This window comes from Aquimarina acroporae, assembly GCF_023195925.1.
GTDB classification, from domain to species: Bacteria; Bacteroidota; Bacteroidia; order Flavobacteriales; family Flavobacteriaceae; genus Aquimarina; species Aquimarina acroporae.
In genome coordinates this window covers 672,473-691,019 of record NZ_JALPRE010000003.1, presented here as the reverse complement: position 1 = coordinate 691,019, position 18,547 = coordinate 672,473, and the positions used below count along the sequence as shown (strand labels likewise).

At 35.5% G+C, this 18,547-nt stretch carries 12 protein-coding genes; all 12 read right to left on the bottom strand.

Annotated features, from left to right (window positions below; all coding sequences use genetic code 11):
- Nucleotides 1–3: 3 nt before the first annotated feature.
- The 12 genes from M0D21_RS07405 to M0D21_RS07350 are packed head-to-tail and all read right to left on the bottom strand — an operon-like array spanning nucleotide 4 to nucleotide 18,540.
- Nucleotides 4–1,422 (bottom strand): contractile injection system tape measure protein, encoded by a 1,419-nt coding sequence (locus tag M0D21_RS07405; protein WP_248327938.1) that lies wholly within the window; start codon nucleotides 1,420–1,422, stop codon nucleotides 4–6.
- The gene (locus M0D21_RS07400) at nucleotides 1,423–5,355 is read right to left on the bottom strand and encodes a PKD domain-containing protein (protein WP_248327936.1); all 3,933 of its coding nucleotides are present in this window, start codon (nucleotides 5,353–5,355) and stop codon (nucleotides 1,423–1,425) included.
- 15 nt (nucleotides 5,356–5,370) lie between these two features.
- Complete coding sequence (locus M0D21_RS07395) at nucleotides 5,371–8,355, bottom strand: hypothetical protein (protein ID WP_248327934.1); 2,985 nt, start codon at nucleotides 8,353–8,355, stop codon at nucleotides 5,371–5,373.
- On the bottom strand, nucleotides 8,348–12,142 hold the full coding sequence (locus M0D21_RS07390) for a hypothetical protein (RefSeq protein ID WP_248327932.1): 3,795 nt from the start codon (nucleotides 12,140–12,142) through the stop codon (nucleotides 8,348–8,350). Before M0D21_RS07390 ends, M0D21_RS07395 begins: the two co-directional genes overlap by 8 nt.
- A 1-nt stretch (nucleotide 12,143) precedes the next feature.
- Nucleotides 12,144–12,587, bottom strand: a complete 444-nt coding sequence (locus M0D21_RS07385; RefSeq protein WP_248327930.1) for a GPW/gp25 family protein — start codon at nucleotides 12,585–12,587, stop codon at nucleotides 12,144–12,146.
- Between the two features lie 10 nt (nucleotides 12,588–12,597).
- Complete coding sequence (locus M0D21_RS07380) at nucleotides 12,598–12,885, bottom strand: PAAR domain-containing protein (RefSeq protein WP_248327927.1); 288 nt, start codon at nucleotides 12,883–12,885, stop codon at nucleotides 12,598–12,600.
- Nucleotides 12,886–12,890: 5 nt separating this feature from the next.
- Nucleotides 12,891–14,636: a type VI secretion system tip protein VgrG gene (gene vgrG, locus M0D21_RS07375; RefSeq protein WP_248327925.1), complete on the bottom strand. Its 1,746-nt coding sequence runs from the start codon at nucleotides 14,634–14,636 to the stop codon at nucleotides 12,891–12,893.
- Entirely contained in the window at nucleotides 14,633–15,325 is a 693-nt protein-coding gene (locus M0D21_RS07370; RefSeq protein WP_248327923.1) for a CIS tube protein, read from the bottom strand. Before M0D21_RS07370 ends, vgrG begins: the two co-directional genes overlap by 4 nt.
- The gene (locus M0D21_RS07365; protein WP_248327921.1) at nucleotides 15,325–15,510 is read right to left on the bottom strand and encodes a DUF5908 family protein; all 186 of its coding nucleotides are present in this window, start codon (nucleotides 15,508–15,510) and stop codon (nucleotides 15,325–15,327) included. The genes M0D21_RS07370 and M0D21_RS07365 overlap by 1 nt, the downstream gene beginning before the upstream one ends.
- 1 nt (nucleotide 15,511) lies before the next feature.
- Complete coding sequence (locus M0D21_RS07360) at nucleotides 15,512–15,979, bottom strand: phage tail protein (protein ID WP_248327919.1); 468 nt, start codon at nucleotides 15,977–15,979, stop codon at nucleotides 15,512–15,514.
- A gap of 12 nt (nucleotides 15,980–15,991) precedes the next feature.
- Complete coding sequence (locus tag M0D21_RS07355; RefSeq protein WP_248327917.1) at nucleotides 15,992–16,426, bottom strand: phage tail protein; 435 nt, start codon at nucleotides 16,424–16,426, stop codon at nucleotides 15,992–15,994.
- 53 nt (nucleotides 16,427–16,479) lie between these two features.
- Complete coding sequence (locus tag M0D21_RS07350; protein ID WP_248327915.1) at nucleotides 16,480–18,540, bottom strand: phage tail sheath family protein; 2,061 nt, start codon at nucleotides 18,538–18,540, stop codon at nucleotides 16,480–16,482.
- Nucleotides 18,541–18,547: the final 7 nt, after the last annotated feature.

Here is an 18,547-nt window from a genome sequence, read left to right as displayed (position 1 = left end):
ATTTTATGTTTTATTCCATTCTACAAATAGTATTTCACTCATCCAATCTAATTTTATGGTTGAATAGTTCCAGGGAACATAAGACAATAAAATGTCTACTGTTTGTTCTTCTACATAGAGAAAATAAAAACCATTTTTCTTTTTCAATTTCCCTTCTCTTATCAAAAATGCTTCGCGTAATCCTTCTATGCTCGTTGTTTTTAATGCCTCCCAATGTGATATTACCGAAGTTAATAACTCGTTTACTTGGTTGTCTAAATCTTCAGTAGATTCAAGTTCGGTATCGCAATGTTGACCAGGTCTTAATCCCGATAATAGTTTTGGTAATGTTAATTTCCATTCTGGTGCCATGCTCTCACCAGTTGCCAAGTAATGCAACAGTATGGGTAGCTTATTTTTTTGGTGTATCTCTCCTTTTTCATTAATATACCCCAATATTTTTAGAAATCGTGGTATAAAGGGAGCTAAAAGTACCAGCCCTGCTTGTATGATTAAAGCTCCTTCATCTAACACCTCGCTACTGAATTCTGTATTTTTTGAACTATTAGTTTGATGTTCTCCTATATCACTTTTTGGTTCTAATCTCTTTCTAATATCCTTTTCTTTTTCCTGGATATTTTCAATAAGCAATTCTGGGAAATCATTTTTTATCTCCTTAGGAACAAGTAAGTTCTTACTTGAAATACGATCATTTATAACTTGTTCTCTAATTATCTTTTGTAATACTACCACCAAAGAAACATTTGATCGCGGTAGTTCTTTAAATATTTTATAGTAAAAATCAATTTGATGCGTGGGTAAAAAGTAATCTACATTCAATAGAAATAGCTTTAAGGTAGCATCTATTAATTGAGCTATATTCTTTTCTTGTGACCGTGCTTGTATAAGTTCTTTTACTACAGTTATATCTTTCAATTTAAAAAACCTCACAAAAGCATCTATATTCGAAACAGAATTAAGTAATACAAACTGAGAGGTTCTATTCTTTATCAAATTTTGTAAAAAATTACCGATAAGAAACTCCCATTCTTCGTTTAAATACTGATGATTCAACTGCCCTGTTTTTATATATTCTAAAACAATATTCGCATTAAATTCTTTCTTTGAAATTGTATTAGATTGGTGTTCTTGTATCGATTTCTCTATCGCCGTTTGAATTTGAGTGCTCAATAAATTATATATCGAATTACTCTCCTTAAGTAGATCTTCTTCTATTGTTAAATTGAGTTCTATGGTTAATTCAGGAATTTGGGTAACGGTGTTTCTATCACTTAATTTACTGGCATGTTCATCTACTAATTGTAAGACATTCTCTTTGATCCAATCTACAAGATCATTTGTCTTGGACATAGCTTCGTCTAGTCTATCGAAATCGAATTCTATACTTGCATTTTGTATTCTATGTAGATTATTGATTTTCATTTACCCCACAAGTTGATTTAACGCACTATCTATGGCTTGAAGAGCTTCAATATAAATTGATTTATGAAGAGCATCTGAAGTAGTTTTTGTTAACTCATTTTCTACTACTTTTTTCATGCTCTTTAAAACAGTGACACCTGTATTCCCAAATGTAGGATCTATAGTTTTCCAGGAGTTAATTAATCGATTGATCATTAATAATGTTTTCTCCGTTTTAACCTTTGCTTTATTTACGTCTTCTTTTTGACAGCACGCATAGAAAAGAGTAAGTTGTACCAAGATTTCAAAGTATAAAAGGGCACCTCTTCTCTGTTTTGGAGTAGATTTTATTATTCCGTCCAAAGTTTTCAATACAACTTGAATTACAGATACTGGGATATCCCCTGTCAACAACTGAAACTGTTCTTTCTGGGGTAATGTTTGTATGCTAGAAAACTTGTCAATAAATATCGATTTAAACAGTGGATATTGCTCAATAGATTTTTTGAAGGTTGCCGAACTTATCTTATCCAAAGTCTGGAATCTTTTTGCTATCTGATCAATCGAAGTGCAGGACACTGTCTCCTCGCGTAAAATTACATTTTCAAATGAGAAGTTCGCTGTACTATCATCGCTACAAATACCATTTACTATTTTTAGGGTTACGGTAACCGTATCTCTTTCGAAACCAATCAAACCAGGGTTTTGTTCTGTAGAAGTTTCCCCGTTGCCAAAATCCCAGAAATAGCTATCTGCAAACACTTCGGGAGTACTAAACTCTATAGTTCTTTTTTCAGGATCGATGTTATCGACTTTTATTTCAACTTCTGGGTTTTTAAATACCCTGACTTTAATTTCTTTGCTTGAGCCATCTACACTATAGCTTATTACTATATCTCTAAATTTACTATTCTCTACTTTAAAGTTATATGGTATAAACTCATTATCACTCACTGTTGTGCCTTCTATGGTTAATGTTCCTCCTTCTGGCTCAGCAAAAACCTGGTATGGTGTATCATCTTGATCACAATATTCATCATACTTCATTTCTAACCTAATATCGGTCTGATCGGGTTCATCATCCCCTCCAATCACGACAAAATTCATGGGCATACATGATGATTTACACATGTTAGGCACAAAGAAATCTGCAATCACAGTGCCATCTGGAAATTGATTAACAAGACCTTTCAATTCTTCATCGGTCAAGCTATCTCTTTGTTGCGGACCATCAAAAACACCAAAGACACTATCTATACCAAGCCCTTTAATAGAATTACTAGCTCTTACTTCTGAAATAGGACTAAATCCACTTGTAGCTTTCACATTCTGTTTAGACGACACAAATGCCCTAAACCCTTGATCTACTGTACTTGCTTCGGCCCGAGAAATATCTGCGGAAGCTGCTACAAAATCATTAATTACATCGGGGCCTGTAGTGGCTCCAAGTGTAATATTAACTGAGGTTCTTCCTTTTACCTGTTCTTCTCTTGTTTGATATCCTACAGAGGATACCACTAGTACCGAATTATCCGGATCGGGAACCGTTATCGTATAATTTCCATTAAAATCTGTGATAGTTCCGGTAGTTGTTCCTTTTACTATAATATTTACTCCTGGCAAAGGCGCTCCGGTTACATCAGAAACTCTTCCGGTAACGGTAATCGAGCGTATTTCTCTTTTATCATTATACACCATAATGAAGGTTCCTCCGTTAGTTACACCGGCCTTATGTTGTATACCACTATTTCTAAAGGCATACATAGCAAAAGTTTGATTAGAAATAAACAGAGCATAATTAAACAAGAAGTTTTTATATAGAACATTGAAAACTTCGGCTTTACAAATCCAAGTTACTGCTCCAAGACTTTCTTCCCATAATGAAGGTAGTTCTATATTGTTATCTCCAACATTGGCAGCATCTGCCAACAACAACATATATCCCGCAACGTTAGAGGCATCTTGCAACCGTTGTGTAAGTACATTAATTTTAAGTTCTACCAACCCATCTGGTAATGCTTCATATATCTTTTCAAGATAATACATCAAATATATAGGGTTAAGAAGCAACAACTGATTATTTGCAATACCTATAGCTCCAAAACCAACTGCAGAACTAAAAGCCAGTGGAGATATATAATCTGCATTTTTTATAGGCTCGTAAAATTTATCAAATGCATCTCCATAGGTATTTGCTTTGGTTTTGTATTGTGGGAATGCTTTTCTAATCATTGTAGACTGAGGAAAATTCTCAGTTTCGGGAGTTCCTTGTCCGAGAATTACTGGCAAGTTATAGAAATACACCATCACCTTTTGGATAGTACATCTTAATTCAGCAGCATGAGCATCATATTGAGACTCTATATCTGCAAAATAACATATTAGTTCTTCTGCGATATCTCTGTTTCCAGAAATGAGTTCTCCCAGACTATCTGTACTCGACAATAAGCTTCTAAACAGTTCGAAAATATCACCATTGAGTGCAACTACATCTATAGGTAATCGTTTTTCGTTTTTGATCTTTTTAACCTCGGCTAATGCGTTTTTCCAGTTAAGTCCTAAGTGCCCTTCAATTCTAAAAAAATCGTAAGGCTCTATATCATAATCGAGTGGATTTTGAATATACTTATTTGCTCCATATTTATCCCGATCATACGATAAATTGGTATCTCCTTTTTTAAGTTTCGATTTTCTGAAATTCCAATGATCATACAACTCGTCAGGAGAATTTGTAATATCATAATAATAGGGTATGGCTTTATCAGAAAGTGAAACATCTCCATAACTACTTGGAGTAATCTTTACCCGTTGCTTATCTTGAGAAAAAGAAGAAAATGGTATGTCGAGTTTTTGAATGAGAAGTACTATTTTCTTGAGTAAGAATTTTATTCTCCCTTCAGAACAGCAGCTACATGAAAAAGCTGGCGACTGAATCCAGTGATGCCTAAATTCATCTTCAGCAGAAATGGCATTTCCTAAGATCAAATGTCTGGGAAAGAGATCTTCATTTGGGCAGCAAAGCGTTAAACACTCATTGCATAATCTTCGTAACTCTTCATATGCATAAATTACATCTGAAAAGAAATCATAATAATATTGTGCATATAATACTTGTTGGGTAGTTATACTGCCATCAAACAAAAATTTAAATCTATTTTTTAATCCTGAAAAAGGATTACTTGGGAATTCGTCTTTGATATAATAACCAAATGAACTGTACGCTGCTTCCAGCACCTTTTCAACTTCAAGAAGAAATGTATCGTCTAATACCTTCAGGAAATTCTTTAAAACTTCGGCAGAGTTTAACAGCAAGGTACTAGGTACATTATATCTGGGCATTCTTATTTCTGGCCACTCAATACATGACGGTTCATGTAAGAATGGCTTTTCATCATTGGCTCCATATACCAATTCATCAAGATTTTCAGCATCAACTAATAAAGGTCTATGAGTAACCTCAACCGTACACCCTTTATCGTCACAAGAATCTGGGTCGCAGTTTTTGTTTTCTACTTTTAGCAATTCTACAAAAATTACCACCACCTTGTCTTCCAAAAATGCTGGCGTGATTGGTTTTTGAATTTCTGCAGCTCCGTTATTATGTAATAAGTATAAAGGGAACTTTTGTTTTTGTGTAATAGGGTCTATAAACGGTTTGTATAAAAACTCCTGCTCAGCCGAAAATTGATCATTATAAAATGTATAAGTGGTTTCTGGAAATGTTACTAAGTACCCTTTTGAGGTTACCCCAACACCTTGAGATATAGTTATGGCTGTACCGCTATCATTTACACTTACTTTCATACCACACATCACTCCAATACCGATGAGTGCCGTTCGTGTAAGTCGTTGTTGCTCCTCCAAATAGCCAAACATCTGATTAAGGCTCTTCTCTGTAAGCACTTGATCTGCTACAAATTTTGGATACCGATCATGTTGAATAGTTTGCCCCATAATAAATACGTTTTTTTAAATGATAGTGCTATTTAACCTAACCCTGTTTTCGTCATCTCCATCTTCACAATCATGTAAGGTGGCTTGAGGGTAAACACTTTTTAAGTTTTTAAATATTTCTATTAATTTTTCTAGCTTAATATGTAATGAGAGTTTATCAGGATCGGGTTTCGCTAACTCTGAAAGCCAATCACAATATGCTGTTTCAAATTCGATCAATTGTTCTTCAGAAACCCAACATATTTTGACACCCAAATGCGCAGGTGTTTCCATCCTGATAGTTTTTTCGGCAAATTTCCTGAAGGCGATTCCGCTATTAGAAACTCCTTGTTCTCCATTTAACACCACAGTAATTCTGAAAGAATATGGATCTTCTTCGCCACATAAATTGCAGTCTTTTTCAATACAAATTGGAAGCAAAGGATCTCCCTCGGGAATACTCACTGAAGGTAGGTTTCTAGGTCTTAATAAGATATGTTCTACCACATACACTTTTTCGCTCAATACAATCTGATCTATAAAGGCTTCTATAAGATTCTTTTGAGTATTTGCATCTGCTTCTACTGCAAACTTATCTGGCCCTGCAGCTATTATTTCGTTGCTATTATTTTCTAGAACAATGATAAAGTCACTTCCATCTGGAACTACTTTAAGATGCGTTTTTAAGGTTAATTGCTCTATAGCTTCATCTACATCTTTTTTCAATTGATTTCTTAAATCATATTCCTGATCAATGTCTTTAAGTTCTATACCTATCAAAATATTCTCATGTTGAGTATTATCGAGATACCAGACTCCATCCCATTTCCCATTAGTATTTTTAGTTACCTCATATCGAATAAACGAATGTGCTCCATTTAAACCCAACACTACTTTTATTCTCTCGCTTAATCCCGAACTATTGTCTTTATTACAGACTTTGGCTTCGTCCTTATAATCGATTGCCTTAGCTCGATTGGCTGAGATCGAGGGAAACTTTTCTAAAAAATTAACTTTATCAAAGATCAGCTCTTCTTCTGCTTTTTCTTCAGAACCATAAGCTTGATAAAGCATAAGAGCATAGTCATTAAAAGATTCTGCAAATCTTGCTAAAAGGTGATCTAAGAAGCCATTTCTTCGATCTAAAAACTGCGTTCTGTTTTCTAATAAATCATGAAATCCCGAATCATCAATATTTACATAATATTCTGATACTCCTTTAAGATCTTCTTCTCCAAATAAACCCGCAAAGTAGGTTTTTGAAATGGTCGGATTTATAGATAAGACATCTTTAAATCGCTCTAATTGCTTTACATAGGCTGAAAATAAATGTTCAAAAAGCAATAAGTATCCTTTTAATTGTTTGGTTTGTCCTTTTCTCTGTTCGGTTGTTGGTTCTTTTAAACCGTGTGGACCAACACCATAAGTTTCAGGTAACGCATACTGTAAAGGGTAATGAGAATTTTGATGTACATATTCTCCTTCGGGAACCTTTAAATCATTATCGATTTGAAGTATTTTATTCTGTTGTCTAATCCCTCTCCATAACTGTAGTGTATCATGAAGTTCATCCTGAAATGGAAGAAAGGGTAGTTCATCCTTAAACACCAACACTTTTGAGGCGTGAATGTATAATCTAGGTTGATGTCCTGGATCTATCTTTAACTCCCAGGGTTGAGATTCAATCAAATTTCCTGCTTCATCATATTTTGTAAGCGTAATATTTTTTACCGCCTCAATACCTTCAACATCCATTAAGATATTTATGATATCTGAGGTATATAATACCGTTTTTAAGTCTGAAGCATCTAATTCTTCATCAAGAATAAAACCATGATCTAATTTTGGTCCATGAAAAATCTCCTCGGTGTATTTGCCGTCGGTAAGAAGTTCACTAAGCGTATAAAACTTCACCACTGGATTTAAATATTCTGTAAATAAATAATATGCTTCTCCTAATACAGATTCTATATCTGCATTGGCACTCATTTCAATATCTGCACACAGACCAACATCTACAATAGGTACTGTTGATATTTTGCAATAATCTTCAGCCAGATTCCTATGCTCGTGCAAAGTTTTCTTTGCTTCCTCTACGGCTTCATTGGCCTTTTTCAATTGATAGAGATATTGGCTAAAAGGTCCTGTAGTATTGATATCTTCAAAAACCGTTTTAATGTCACTTTTTTGAATGATCTCTCTTCCTTCCTCTGTTTTAAACCAAATTTTTATAGGTAGTTCTAACAGATTGATATTTTCTACCCCACCCGAAGTGGTTACTTTATAACTTACATCAACTCTTAAAGGATCTCTTAAGGCCTTATAAAATACTTCATCGGCAACGTCGAGATGATAATTTGTAAGTTCGATGCTAACGATATCATTCGCTTTAACAATATTGAGTAATCCTTGGTCCAGTTGCGCCTTATACCATGGATCAAATCTCACCTCAGCCGTAGCTCTATGAGTATTAGTATCAAAAGAAAACTGATGAAAAATTTTACCACTGTTTAAATCTCCATATTGTGAATCTACCTCAAGTTCTAGCAATGTATCCCAAAACCCTTTAATAGTGATTGGGTGTTCGGTTTCTTCATAACTTAATTCACTTTCTTTACAGTCTGCATAAAAATCTGGATGACAAGGACATGGCGTACATTGTATCCATGCGTTTGCAATACCTGTTTGATCGATAAGTGCTTTTCGCCAATCATTATTGGTAAAGGGATTGACCGTTAATATCTCTCTAGCGGTATAAAAACATTGCTCATCCCATAGTACTTCTTCATTGGTTTTATAAGCTAGTAAGTCTTCTATAGAAAATCCAAGTTTAAAGCCTACTTCAGTCTGTGCAAAACATAATAGCTCTAACAAGGTAATCCCTGGATCATGAATGTTATAATCGGTCCAATAGGTACTCCCTAATTTTTCAATTAAATCAATCCCTTTTTTCCTTAGCACAGCGTAATCTTCGCTGTCTCTAAATCCTGGGTTTTTTAATATGGTAATATGCTCATTCATCGTTACACACTATTGGATTAACTATATTATTTGAGTTAAGCATTACTGTTAAATCATGTTTAAGCGCAGGAACAGAAACTAATATCGATCTGGCGGTTGATGCAATGGCTTCATCTACCAAAGTAGTTCCCCCAGAAGATTTAATATGTAAGAGTTCAAAATCTGTTATAAAATCTACGTAAGGCAATTCGTCTATAAAATCTATTAATACCGATTTATGCACTCTTCCACCAAAATTTAAATCTGTATCTGTTGTAAAAGCCCATGGACTTAAGAAGTTCATGATGTCTTTTTGTATTACTTCTTTGTAGTAATTAATATCTGGGAACTCGTCTCTTAAAACTATTTTACATTTTACTTTCACTTCTTCAAAATCGGGCTGCGCAGTATGGATGGTCACTTGGCAAGAAGTTCTTTCATTTAAGAATTCTTCAATATTTTTCAATGTACTTTTTTTGGTGTATGGTTTTAAAGGATCTATGTCATTTCTATTCGCAAGATTCGGAATTGTAATTATTGAAACATGTCCTGGAGCCACTTCGTTGTAAACTAAATTTCCTTCACTAAGTGAACCACCAATTTTGGTATGATTCAAACATTTTACTTTATAAATCTCTGGGAAAGCTTGAAGAACCAGGCGTTCATAATCCCAAATGGTTATAGCTCTATTTTTGTGTCGTAACCGCTCTGAAGCTCTCAAATAAAAAGACTCACTGTCTTCTTTTGGTGTTCCATCGAAACTTGTATATGGTTGTTCTATTTTCTTGATTTTTGCTTCAGGAGAAAATAGTTTTTTAATCTCACCAGAAGGTGTGATCATAGATGTATACTCTGTTTCTTCAGGAATTATACGCTTAACCTCAACCGCATTGGGATAAATCCCTATAATTTTACAAACTGCATCGGTGGCTTCTTTTACAGAACATCGTATCCAAATCAAATTACTCTCAAAAGCATTGTGTTCTAAACCAGCATCTTTGGGTATGATAAAACTAATCAATCCAGATTCAATTAACCCGTCGGTAGTATCGCCCACTCCATCTTCATCAAATGTTTTCCAGACATTATTATCTGCTAAGTATTCCCATAGTAAGTGATCTTCAGGTTTTTCAAGTAGAGGATCTTCACTACCTTCTTGCACCTGGAACAGTATTGATTGAGTATCTCCTGGTCTCAGATTTTCAAAGCCAATAAATAAACTACCTTGAGATTTATACTGGCCATCTAACCGTTTAATTAATTTACTAACTAATTTTGGTTTGGCATCTTGTAATTTTCTATGTTGTTCGCTATCTCCAAAAGGTCCTAAGTGAAAAAATTCTAATGGTCTATCTTCAAAACTACTCATATTCGATAATTGAGAAGAGCAACTTGCATTATAGCTTATAGTAAAAGATTCCAAAGTTGGACTATACGGATATCTTGGAGCCGTATGGGTATCCCGATCTAATTTCAAATAGCTTTGTAATGCATTATAGTAATCTCTATGTCCAAAATCATTCTTAAGCTTTACTTTTAAAAACCCTTTATTAGAATTTGCCCCATAGGTATTCCATGTCTGGTTTTTGGCAAGGAATACATCATCATGATTTTCGGTATTGGTAGATGATAAATCTATTTCTAACCAAACCTTATCATCTATACTTGAAGTGGTAGGATTCCTAAAAACCGATTCATTATCTAATAGTTGAACCCATTTATTCTTACTTAGTTTTAAAACTTCTACTGAAGGAGTGCTATTTGGTTTGTCTACACTATTGAACGAATTAAATTCGACATCAACAGGGTAATATGCGCTGGAATCGTCTCCATCATAATAATCAAAATCGATAGCGCCAGAATCGACAGTTCCATTATCTTTTAATGGATAATCTTTCCATTTAAAATTTAATTGAACTTTTGCTCCTTTTTTATAAAAAACCTCATCACTACCAATAATAAAGGAATTTCCAATGGTGGGTTCTACCCCCCAGGGATGAAAGGATTTTGATGGGTTTAATGGGCTTATATCATTGTGTAATTCAAGACTTTTTACACCATTCTCGTTATAGGTGTTATTTACCTCTCCAACTTCAACCTCTAGATTAATTTTTTTAATGCGGGTATTGCTTAATTTATCATAAATAAATGTTTCGGTATCATTATGTTCCAGCATAATTTTCAATACGGGTTCTGTCGCAGAAAGAGATCCTAAATGTACTTTACCATCATAGGCCGTTATCGGGTCTTTATCTGCTGTAACAGTCATGCTAAAAATTAGTTTTTTAACCCTCCCACCTATACCTTTAGAAAGTACCAAGTTGGTATCTTCTATTTCTAGCCATTCTTTTTCGGTGGTCACATATGCCCTATATTCAAACTCATTAAATTTCACAAAATTTGAAACTTCCATCTCAAGTGTTATCACTCTCGCTCCTTCCTTCAATCTTAAATAATGGGAAGCTATTGCAAACCCGATCTCAGCTCTAGGCATTTTAATACTCGAGAGCTCAGCGTTTACGTATTCTTTATTATGAAAGGGATGCCATGATGCTATATCTCCTTCTATAGGCTCTCCCAAACTATCGGCACTATTTATAATGGGGGCTGTAAATAACCTACGGTTATTAATCTGTGTTCCTATATTATCATCCTCATCACCATAATAAACAGCTGCCAAATGTTTAATTTTTGCTGTATTTAAAACAGTTTCTTTTGTGCTTTCATAGGTAATAATGCTACCCGTATCATCTTTAGGCCCCATGAACAATGTATTCTCCTTCAAGGCAAACGAGGATGTTACTTTATTTAGCTCTAAGACCAAAAAAGCTTTGTCTGGCGATTGTGCCAATTGCTTTAATTGCAATACATTTTGATAATAAAAATCAAGATGCCGTCCTGTTAATTCATTAAGGTGCTCTTTGGTTGACTCTAACAATTGCAACCAGGTAAGAAATAAAGTATAGTTTGGCTGATGATTGGGCCAATTGGTAAGATACTTATGGATATATTTTTGCGAAAGTTTACAGATGAATGTGGCAGATGCACTTATTTCATCTAGTATACTAGTAAAGAAATTATGCTGACTAACATATTTTATTTTTTTTGCAAACCCAGTTAAACCACCAAAAATAGAAGAATCGGCAGAAATAGCTGAATAATACGTAGTAAAGTCTGAAGATTCTAAAAACCTCTTACCCAAAAGGTTTGACAAACCAATAGCAATTGCATCTTCATGCCCTTTAATAGGTTCATGAAAAATATTCAAATCGGCTGAAGAACTATTTACGATTAGTTTTTGAGCAGGAGAACCCAGCAATGATGCCTTGTAATAGGCAAATGCTCTTTGTTCTAGAGGTAACAGTTTCGCCTGTATGTGATTGACCAAAATACCATTATACTCTTTATCCTCTTTTGTAAGTTTAAACAAGTTATCTACAACAATAAAGTAGGAAAATATAATATCAAAAAGTTCGGTATATGCAGATTTCAAACCTACATCCTGAGTTTCTGTATACCAAAGTAATTCTCTTATATGTTGAGACAATGTTTCTGGAGAATAACTTGCTGCTAAAGCCAATTGTGCACTTATATCGGTTGTAAAAAAAGGCTTCATTGTTCCAATCTGAGCATTGTTCAATGCTGTATAACCTATATGGTCTGAGAATTTGCCAGCCCAAACCATCCAATCTTCGGTAGATTTATCTATAATTTCTACAGAAGAAGGACTTAGTTTTGACAATACTCGTTGTCCTTGACTGGTTCCATTTCTGACTAGCGGATTTTTATTTTCGGAACAATTGCTCATTTTATACTGCTAATGGATGGTTGGTAGTTAGAATATTCATTTCTGTAGCTTCTTCACTATAGAATGGGAACACAAAATTGAATCTACTATTTGTGGCACTAACGATATATTCTATAGAGATGAGAAGCACTCCTTCGTTCTGTCTTGAATCATCAAGAGTAATTTTTTTAGCTTCAATTCTAGGTTCAAAATATAATATTGATGTTCTTATTCTTTCCTTAATCATGGTTTTAGTTCCAGTATCTAGGGATTCGAACAATAAGGTTTCAAGATGGCACCCGTATTTAGGTTGCATTACTCGTTCTCCGGGTCTTGTAGTTAACAATATTTCTAAACTTTTTTGAATATCATTATACAACTTAGTGGTTTCCAGTTCACCTTTTTCTCGATTAAATGTTGGTGGAAAACTCCACCCTACCCCAATAAAATCTCTTGCTGTACTCATTTTTCAACTTTTAACCTATTAAAACATTTGGTGCTCCAACGACAATCGTTCCTCCATGCGCTGTCGAATCCCCCAATCGCGCTGCTGGTTTTCCTTCGATCATTACGGTTGTTGATCCCGCAAGAATTGTATCGGGTGGCCCTACACATGTACACATATCTCCAACCCTGGCGGCAGGCATTCCTGCTATAAGTACTGTTGCACTGCCTTGTGATACCGGTCCTCCTACATGAGGTACTGTACCTGAAACCATTGGACAAACATGAAAATCTCCTATTCTTGCTGCTGGTGCTCCCATATTTCTTAATTTAATTGTACCACACTTCCTTTAACCGCTGTAGATCCTCCAGAAGATAACTCGGCCCCTGCTCCCCCTGATACTTTTGCATTAGCCCCTCCTCCTATATCAATATTCGATCCTGCATCCATTTTAATATCTGCAGATGCTTTTAGCTTTATATCTTTTATACTCTCTATCTCAATACCATCACTATTCATTATCAATTTATTACCATTACTATCTTCTAAAGTGATGCTAGTATCATCGTCATCCAAAATTGCGGTATGCCCTCCTGGAGTTTCAATTGTTATTTTCTTTTTATCATCATCAAATAGCAGTTTTAGCTCTTCTTTAGAAACAAAGCCTTTCTCAAAATTATCATTAGAACCTTCGATAGGAGCGTTATTTTTACTGCTATGTACCTTCCCCAAAATCACCCCGTATCGAGGATCAGAGTTCAAAAACCCTGTGATAACCTCATCTCCAATTTCGGGACGAAATACCCATCCTCTATTCTCTCCTGCATCTAGGGAACAAAGTCTCATCCAAGCGCCATCATCGCTGTCATGAACCATTGGCAACCGTACCTGAATTCTCTCTTCTCCATCGGGGTCTTCCAGATTTGTCACTACCCCAATTTGTAAACCTTGCACAGCCGGTAAAAGGGCAGATGCCATGGGTTGCTCTATTTTAAATTTTTCTGCAAACCGTTTTGGAGACGCTCCAAATTGTATAAATGTTTCCCAGTTTCCTTTTTCAATATGATGTCGTACTCCCGTGATCATTACTTTACCTTCAAAACGTTCTCCAACATTTTGCAACTCACACAATAGACCTGGTAATGGCGTATGGATTCCGTCTATCTTCAATTTACCTCTTATTTTAGCCAACCTTTGTCTTTTAAACATTCCATTGGCCCAATTCTGAAGTTCTTCTTGGTTTAATGCCGTATGCCGTATTTCTAGTTCTGAGTTATCAACCACTCCAGCCAAATCGTTTGCAGACAAATTTCCCGCTGCCGGCACCGATGGATCCTGAGCTTCACTATTTATAGCTTCTTGCTCTGCCGGACTCCAGGCTATCGATTTTAGATTTTCATATTGATGTCTTGCATCAATTTCGGCATCTAATTCTTTAATGGTAGCTCCATAGGTTAATGATAAGATAGGTTCCTGATTAAAATCTGGTTTTTTAAATCCAACTTTGGCACCTTCATTCGTAGTGATCCAAAACCCATTTTCTTCGGCTCGGCATACCATAAAATCCCAATCGGTACAGTTATATTGAACTACTTCTTTATGGGTAATTTCGGTAGAGTCACTATCTAGTGATAACCCATGATCTCGACATAATTGATCGGCAATATCAGAATCATTAAGGTCATGAAAATAGTTGTTACGGAGTTTGGTGGTCATCTTTATGGCTACATGTCGACATTCTACTACCAATACAGATGTACTTTTTCTAACTTTTAAACTGTGCTTTATTGTTACTCCTTTAAACACTGTTTCTTCATCGTTCTGATATCCAGCTAATATTTCAATTTCTTTTCCCGGAATGAGCTCATCGCTATTACTTGAAGTGAAACCTTGTTCAGCAGCAGAGCCATCTTGTAATAGCACAGTCGCCTTAGAAATACTGTTTATTTCCTTTTCTACAACGATACTCATTACCTTAAACTGATCTGAGATTTTGTTTCCATCTAACATAATAGTAAATGTGGAAACAGATTTTGGTTTTACGCTGGGTATGGTATTCACTTCACTCATGCTACTGGTGTATTCTTTTTTATTGGTGGAAAGAAAATTTCGGTACCGGGTTCCAGATTACGAAAACTCGATAGTTTATTTACTCTTGCGATCTGCACATAATGACTAGAATCTCCATAAATCTTATAACACATTAGTGGTAAGGTATCTCCAGCCTTAATCATTCTGTAATGGGTCATATCTGGGGATTCACGCCTTTCTTCGGCTGTACGTAAATTATCCTCTACGCTTCCGCTTAAGGTTACTTTACAAATTGCTCGAATTGGCTTTCCATCGGGATTAAATAATTTGAAATTGATATTTAATCCTGTACATCTCCCTTTAAACAAAAGGCTCCCCCATAACACTTGAAAATGTTTAGGTTCATGAATATCACCCTCATACTTTAACAGTAGATCTCTAAGTTCAGTGATATCTTCTTCTATAGATTCTCTAGGGTTATCATCAATAATTCCAGAGCTATCTATCAATAATTCGAATGCAAATTCTTCTGGCTTTTTAACGCTAAAACGTTGCTGTGCACTACTCGTTCCCTGCCCCTGACCATCCTGATATTCTACTTTATAGTCTAAAGTATAGGTCTCAGGATTGAGCATGGCAGTAAAAGTCTGTTGCTCATTTGGAGGATCAGAATAATCGGCATTTTTAAATGCAATGATCTTCAGTTTTTCAAGTTTACCACTAGCCATTACCTTTCGCTTTTATTTTCAATAATTTGTAACACTTGTTCGACTATATCTTTAGCCATTTTTTCTGAATCAGAGCCTTTATTTACATCATTATCAGAAGGTTTAGAACTACTACCTTCTCCCCCTTCAGACTTCGCCTGATTAACCGATATTTTCACGTTTAAATGTTTGATTTCTAAAGACATCTTATCCTTTTTCTATTTTAAAATGGTTATAGACAATTTCTAAGGTTTCTACCATGACTGAATTTTCTGAAGCATTTAAATCACTTACATTCCATTTTCGAGGCCAAGCTCTAAAGACTTTCCATGTTAACAATGGTTGATGACTACTATTGAGTAAACTTATATTCATATTTACAGGTTTAAACTCCTTATCATATAGCGCTTCTTTAACCCATTTTATAAGTTCAGAATCTAGGAGTAGTCCTCTTTTCAAAGTAAGATCTGAGAATTTACTTCTACCCGGGAGTTTATGTTCAAACAGGTTTTGGCCACCCTCTTTTATGTTCTCAACATCTAACTCCATGTTTAGTCCTCCTACACTTTGAAAACGCATATCATTATCATTTCCAATGTTTATGAACTCTACCCTGAAATGAAATCCTACAGGAGGATAATAGCCCCCGGCTCTATGATTATTCTCGTCTGCCATTATTTGGTTATCTTATGAATCTAAATTCATCATTTTTAAACCTTCATGCGCTAGTTCTAGGGTTTCTATAGCTACCTCATTACCATCAGCTTTAAAATCACTAGCCTGCACCTTTATGGGAAAAGCATTCTTGATACCCCATGTCATCACAGGCTCATGCTCTTCGTTTAATAAATTAATAGTAATATCTCTGCGTTCTACCTGATTAAGCTGAATTGTATTGATCCAAGCATAGAACTCTTTGTCTCCTGAGAATGTCCCTCTCTTTAGGGTTATATTGCTGTATTTTTGCATTCCCGGCATTTTTATCTTGTGGTACTCTTTACTTTCCCCATCTCTATATTCTATAAGCTCTACTTGAATATCAAGACCGGTTACTTCAGTAAATCCTATTTTGCTTCCTCCCCAGTCAACTGTGAAGTGAAACTTTGGTAATGGATATGCCATGATTATTTCTTTTTATGAATGAATTAATTTATTTTTCGTTATATAATCTCTGATTAAGATTCGGCTAATTTGTGAGAGAATTGTAGGATAATAAATTCTGCAGGTCTCACTACAGCCATTCCTATTTCTACGATCATTCTACCTTCAAGAATATCTTGAGCAGACATGGTTTTACCCAATCCAACTGCCACATAAAATGCATGTTCTGGTTTAGCTCCTTGCAGTGCCCCCTGACGCCAAAGATTGGTCAAGAAATTTTCTATCATCGTTTGTACCTTTATCCAGGTATTAGAATCATTAGGTTCAAATACAAAAGGTTCTGTAGACTTTTTACAACTTTCTTCAACCATGTTAAAAAAACGACGTACACTAATGTATCTCCATTCATTATCATTACCTGCAAGGGTTCTTGCTCCCCAGACCAAATTCCCTTTTCCTGTAAAACTTCTAATGGCATTAATAGATTTTCCTGCAACTGCATCGACATTAATATTTGCCTGCTCTTCGTGGCTTATGTTTACCGAAGGCTCTGTGACAGAATTCAGACTAACATTGGCAGGTGCTTTCCATACACCTCTTGCATTATCTACCTTAGCATATACACCCGCTATGCTTCCACTTGGAGGTATCGTATTAATTTTCTTTTTTATGTTTTTTACGATATTTCCAACAATGGGATGTTTTTCATAAAGTGCATCCTGAGCTGCTTTTTTGTAGTTGTACGCTGCTCCTGTAATGGCTTCTGTATAGGCAATGAGTTTTTCGAATTCAGCCAAAACATCATTAGCCACCTGACGTGCCATTCCTGGTCGTTCTGTACTGGTACTATAATCCCCATAATCTTTAGTTGTAGCCGCAACTCCTGCTGCTGCTCCAGGAAGCCAATCAGTACTCAATGAAGCGTAGAGTGCATTTACGGTGCCTTCGTCGGTAGTATCATTTAACGCAATCACATCGGTATTTTTGTCAATAGCTATTAGTCCTTTTGCAGCACCTCTTAGCATACTTTCAGATTTAGCATAAGAATTAAGGTCATTTGCTACCAGACTCTTACTTTTATCTATCCCGTTATATGTAGTTTGAAACCCTAATAATGTATTTCTAAAAAATGAGAAAAGGGATTTCAATGTAGATTTGGCCGATGCCGACGTTGTGGCTTCATCTACCGCTTTCTTAAATGTTAGATACTTTTCTCTTAAATTAGGTTGTGCAGAACCTCCTGCCAACGTTCCATTGGCCTGTGCCTCTTTAACTGTTGTTAGATAGTCAGAAATTAAAGTTACTTCATCATTGGCAGCTTCGTAGTTATCAATTAGCTGTAAATGTTCACTATCTGATGACAGTGCTTTCAGAGACACATCTGCACTAGATAAATTATCTATATTTTCTTTGAATGTACTAAGATCTATCTCTCTGGGGTAGGTCGCAACCACCCAAGGTGTATATGCTCCTCCATATTTCAAATTGTTGATTCCTACATTATTCCTAAAGTTTGATATGGCCGTGTCAAGATCTGCGGTAATATTTTCTTTTAAATCAAATAACCCCACTCGATCTTGTAGTTTGGCACACTGCTCCAACGCCATTTGTTGTAAGCTATAAAAACCAGGATCATCATTACCATCTGTAAGTACATTGGTAGCATCTGGAAATAGGATAATAGTTGGCTCATCAAACTTCTCTAATGCTTTTACTCCTGCTCGCAATCCGGTCGCAGGGATAGCATTTTCATCACCATAAACCGGTGCTGTTCCATACTTACCTACAGATACTATATAACAGTCGCCACCACCATTATCGAAAAATAATCTTAAGCTATCGTACATTAGATATCTTACCGTATTTGCAATACTTATACTGCTTACTGCAAAATTGTTATTTTCATCAACTATAACATTTATAGTATCAATGGTATTATCTCCTCCATAGAATTCTCTAAATTCTAATAATGATGAGATACGGGTGGGTTTCATATGAAGAGACTCTCCTTGTTTTTCTGCTTTTTGAGTATACCCCACAAAAGCCGGAATTGCTGTTTCTACCTGAGCTACCGAAGGTGGTAATTTTGGTATTTCCTCAACATAAACCCCTGGTGTTTTAAAAACTGTGGCCATAATATGT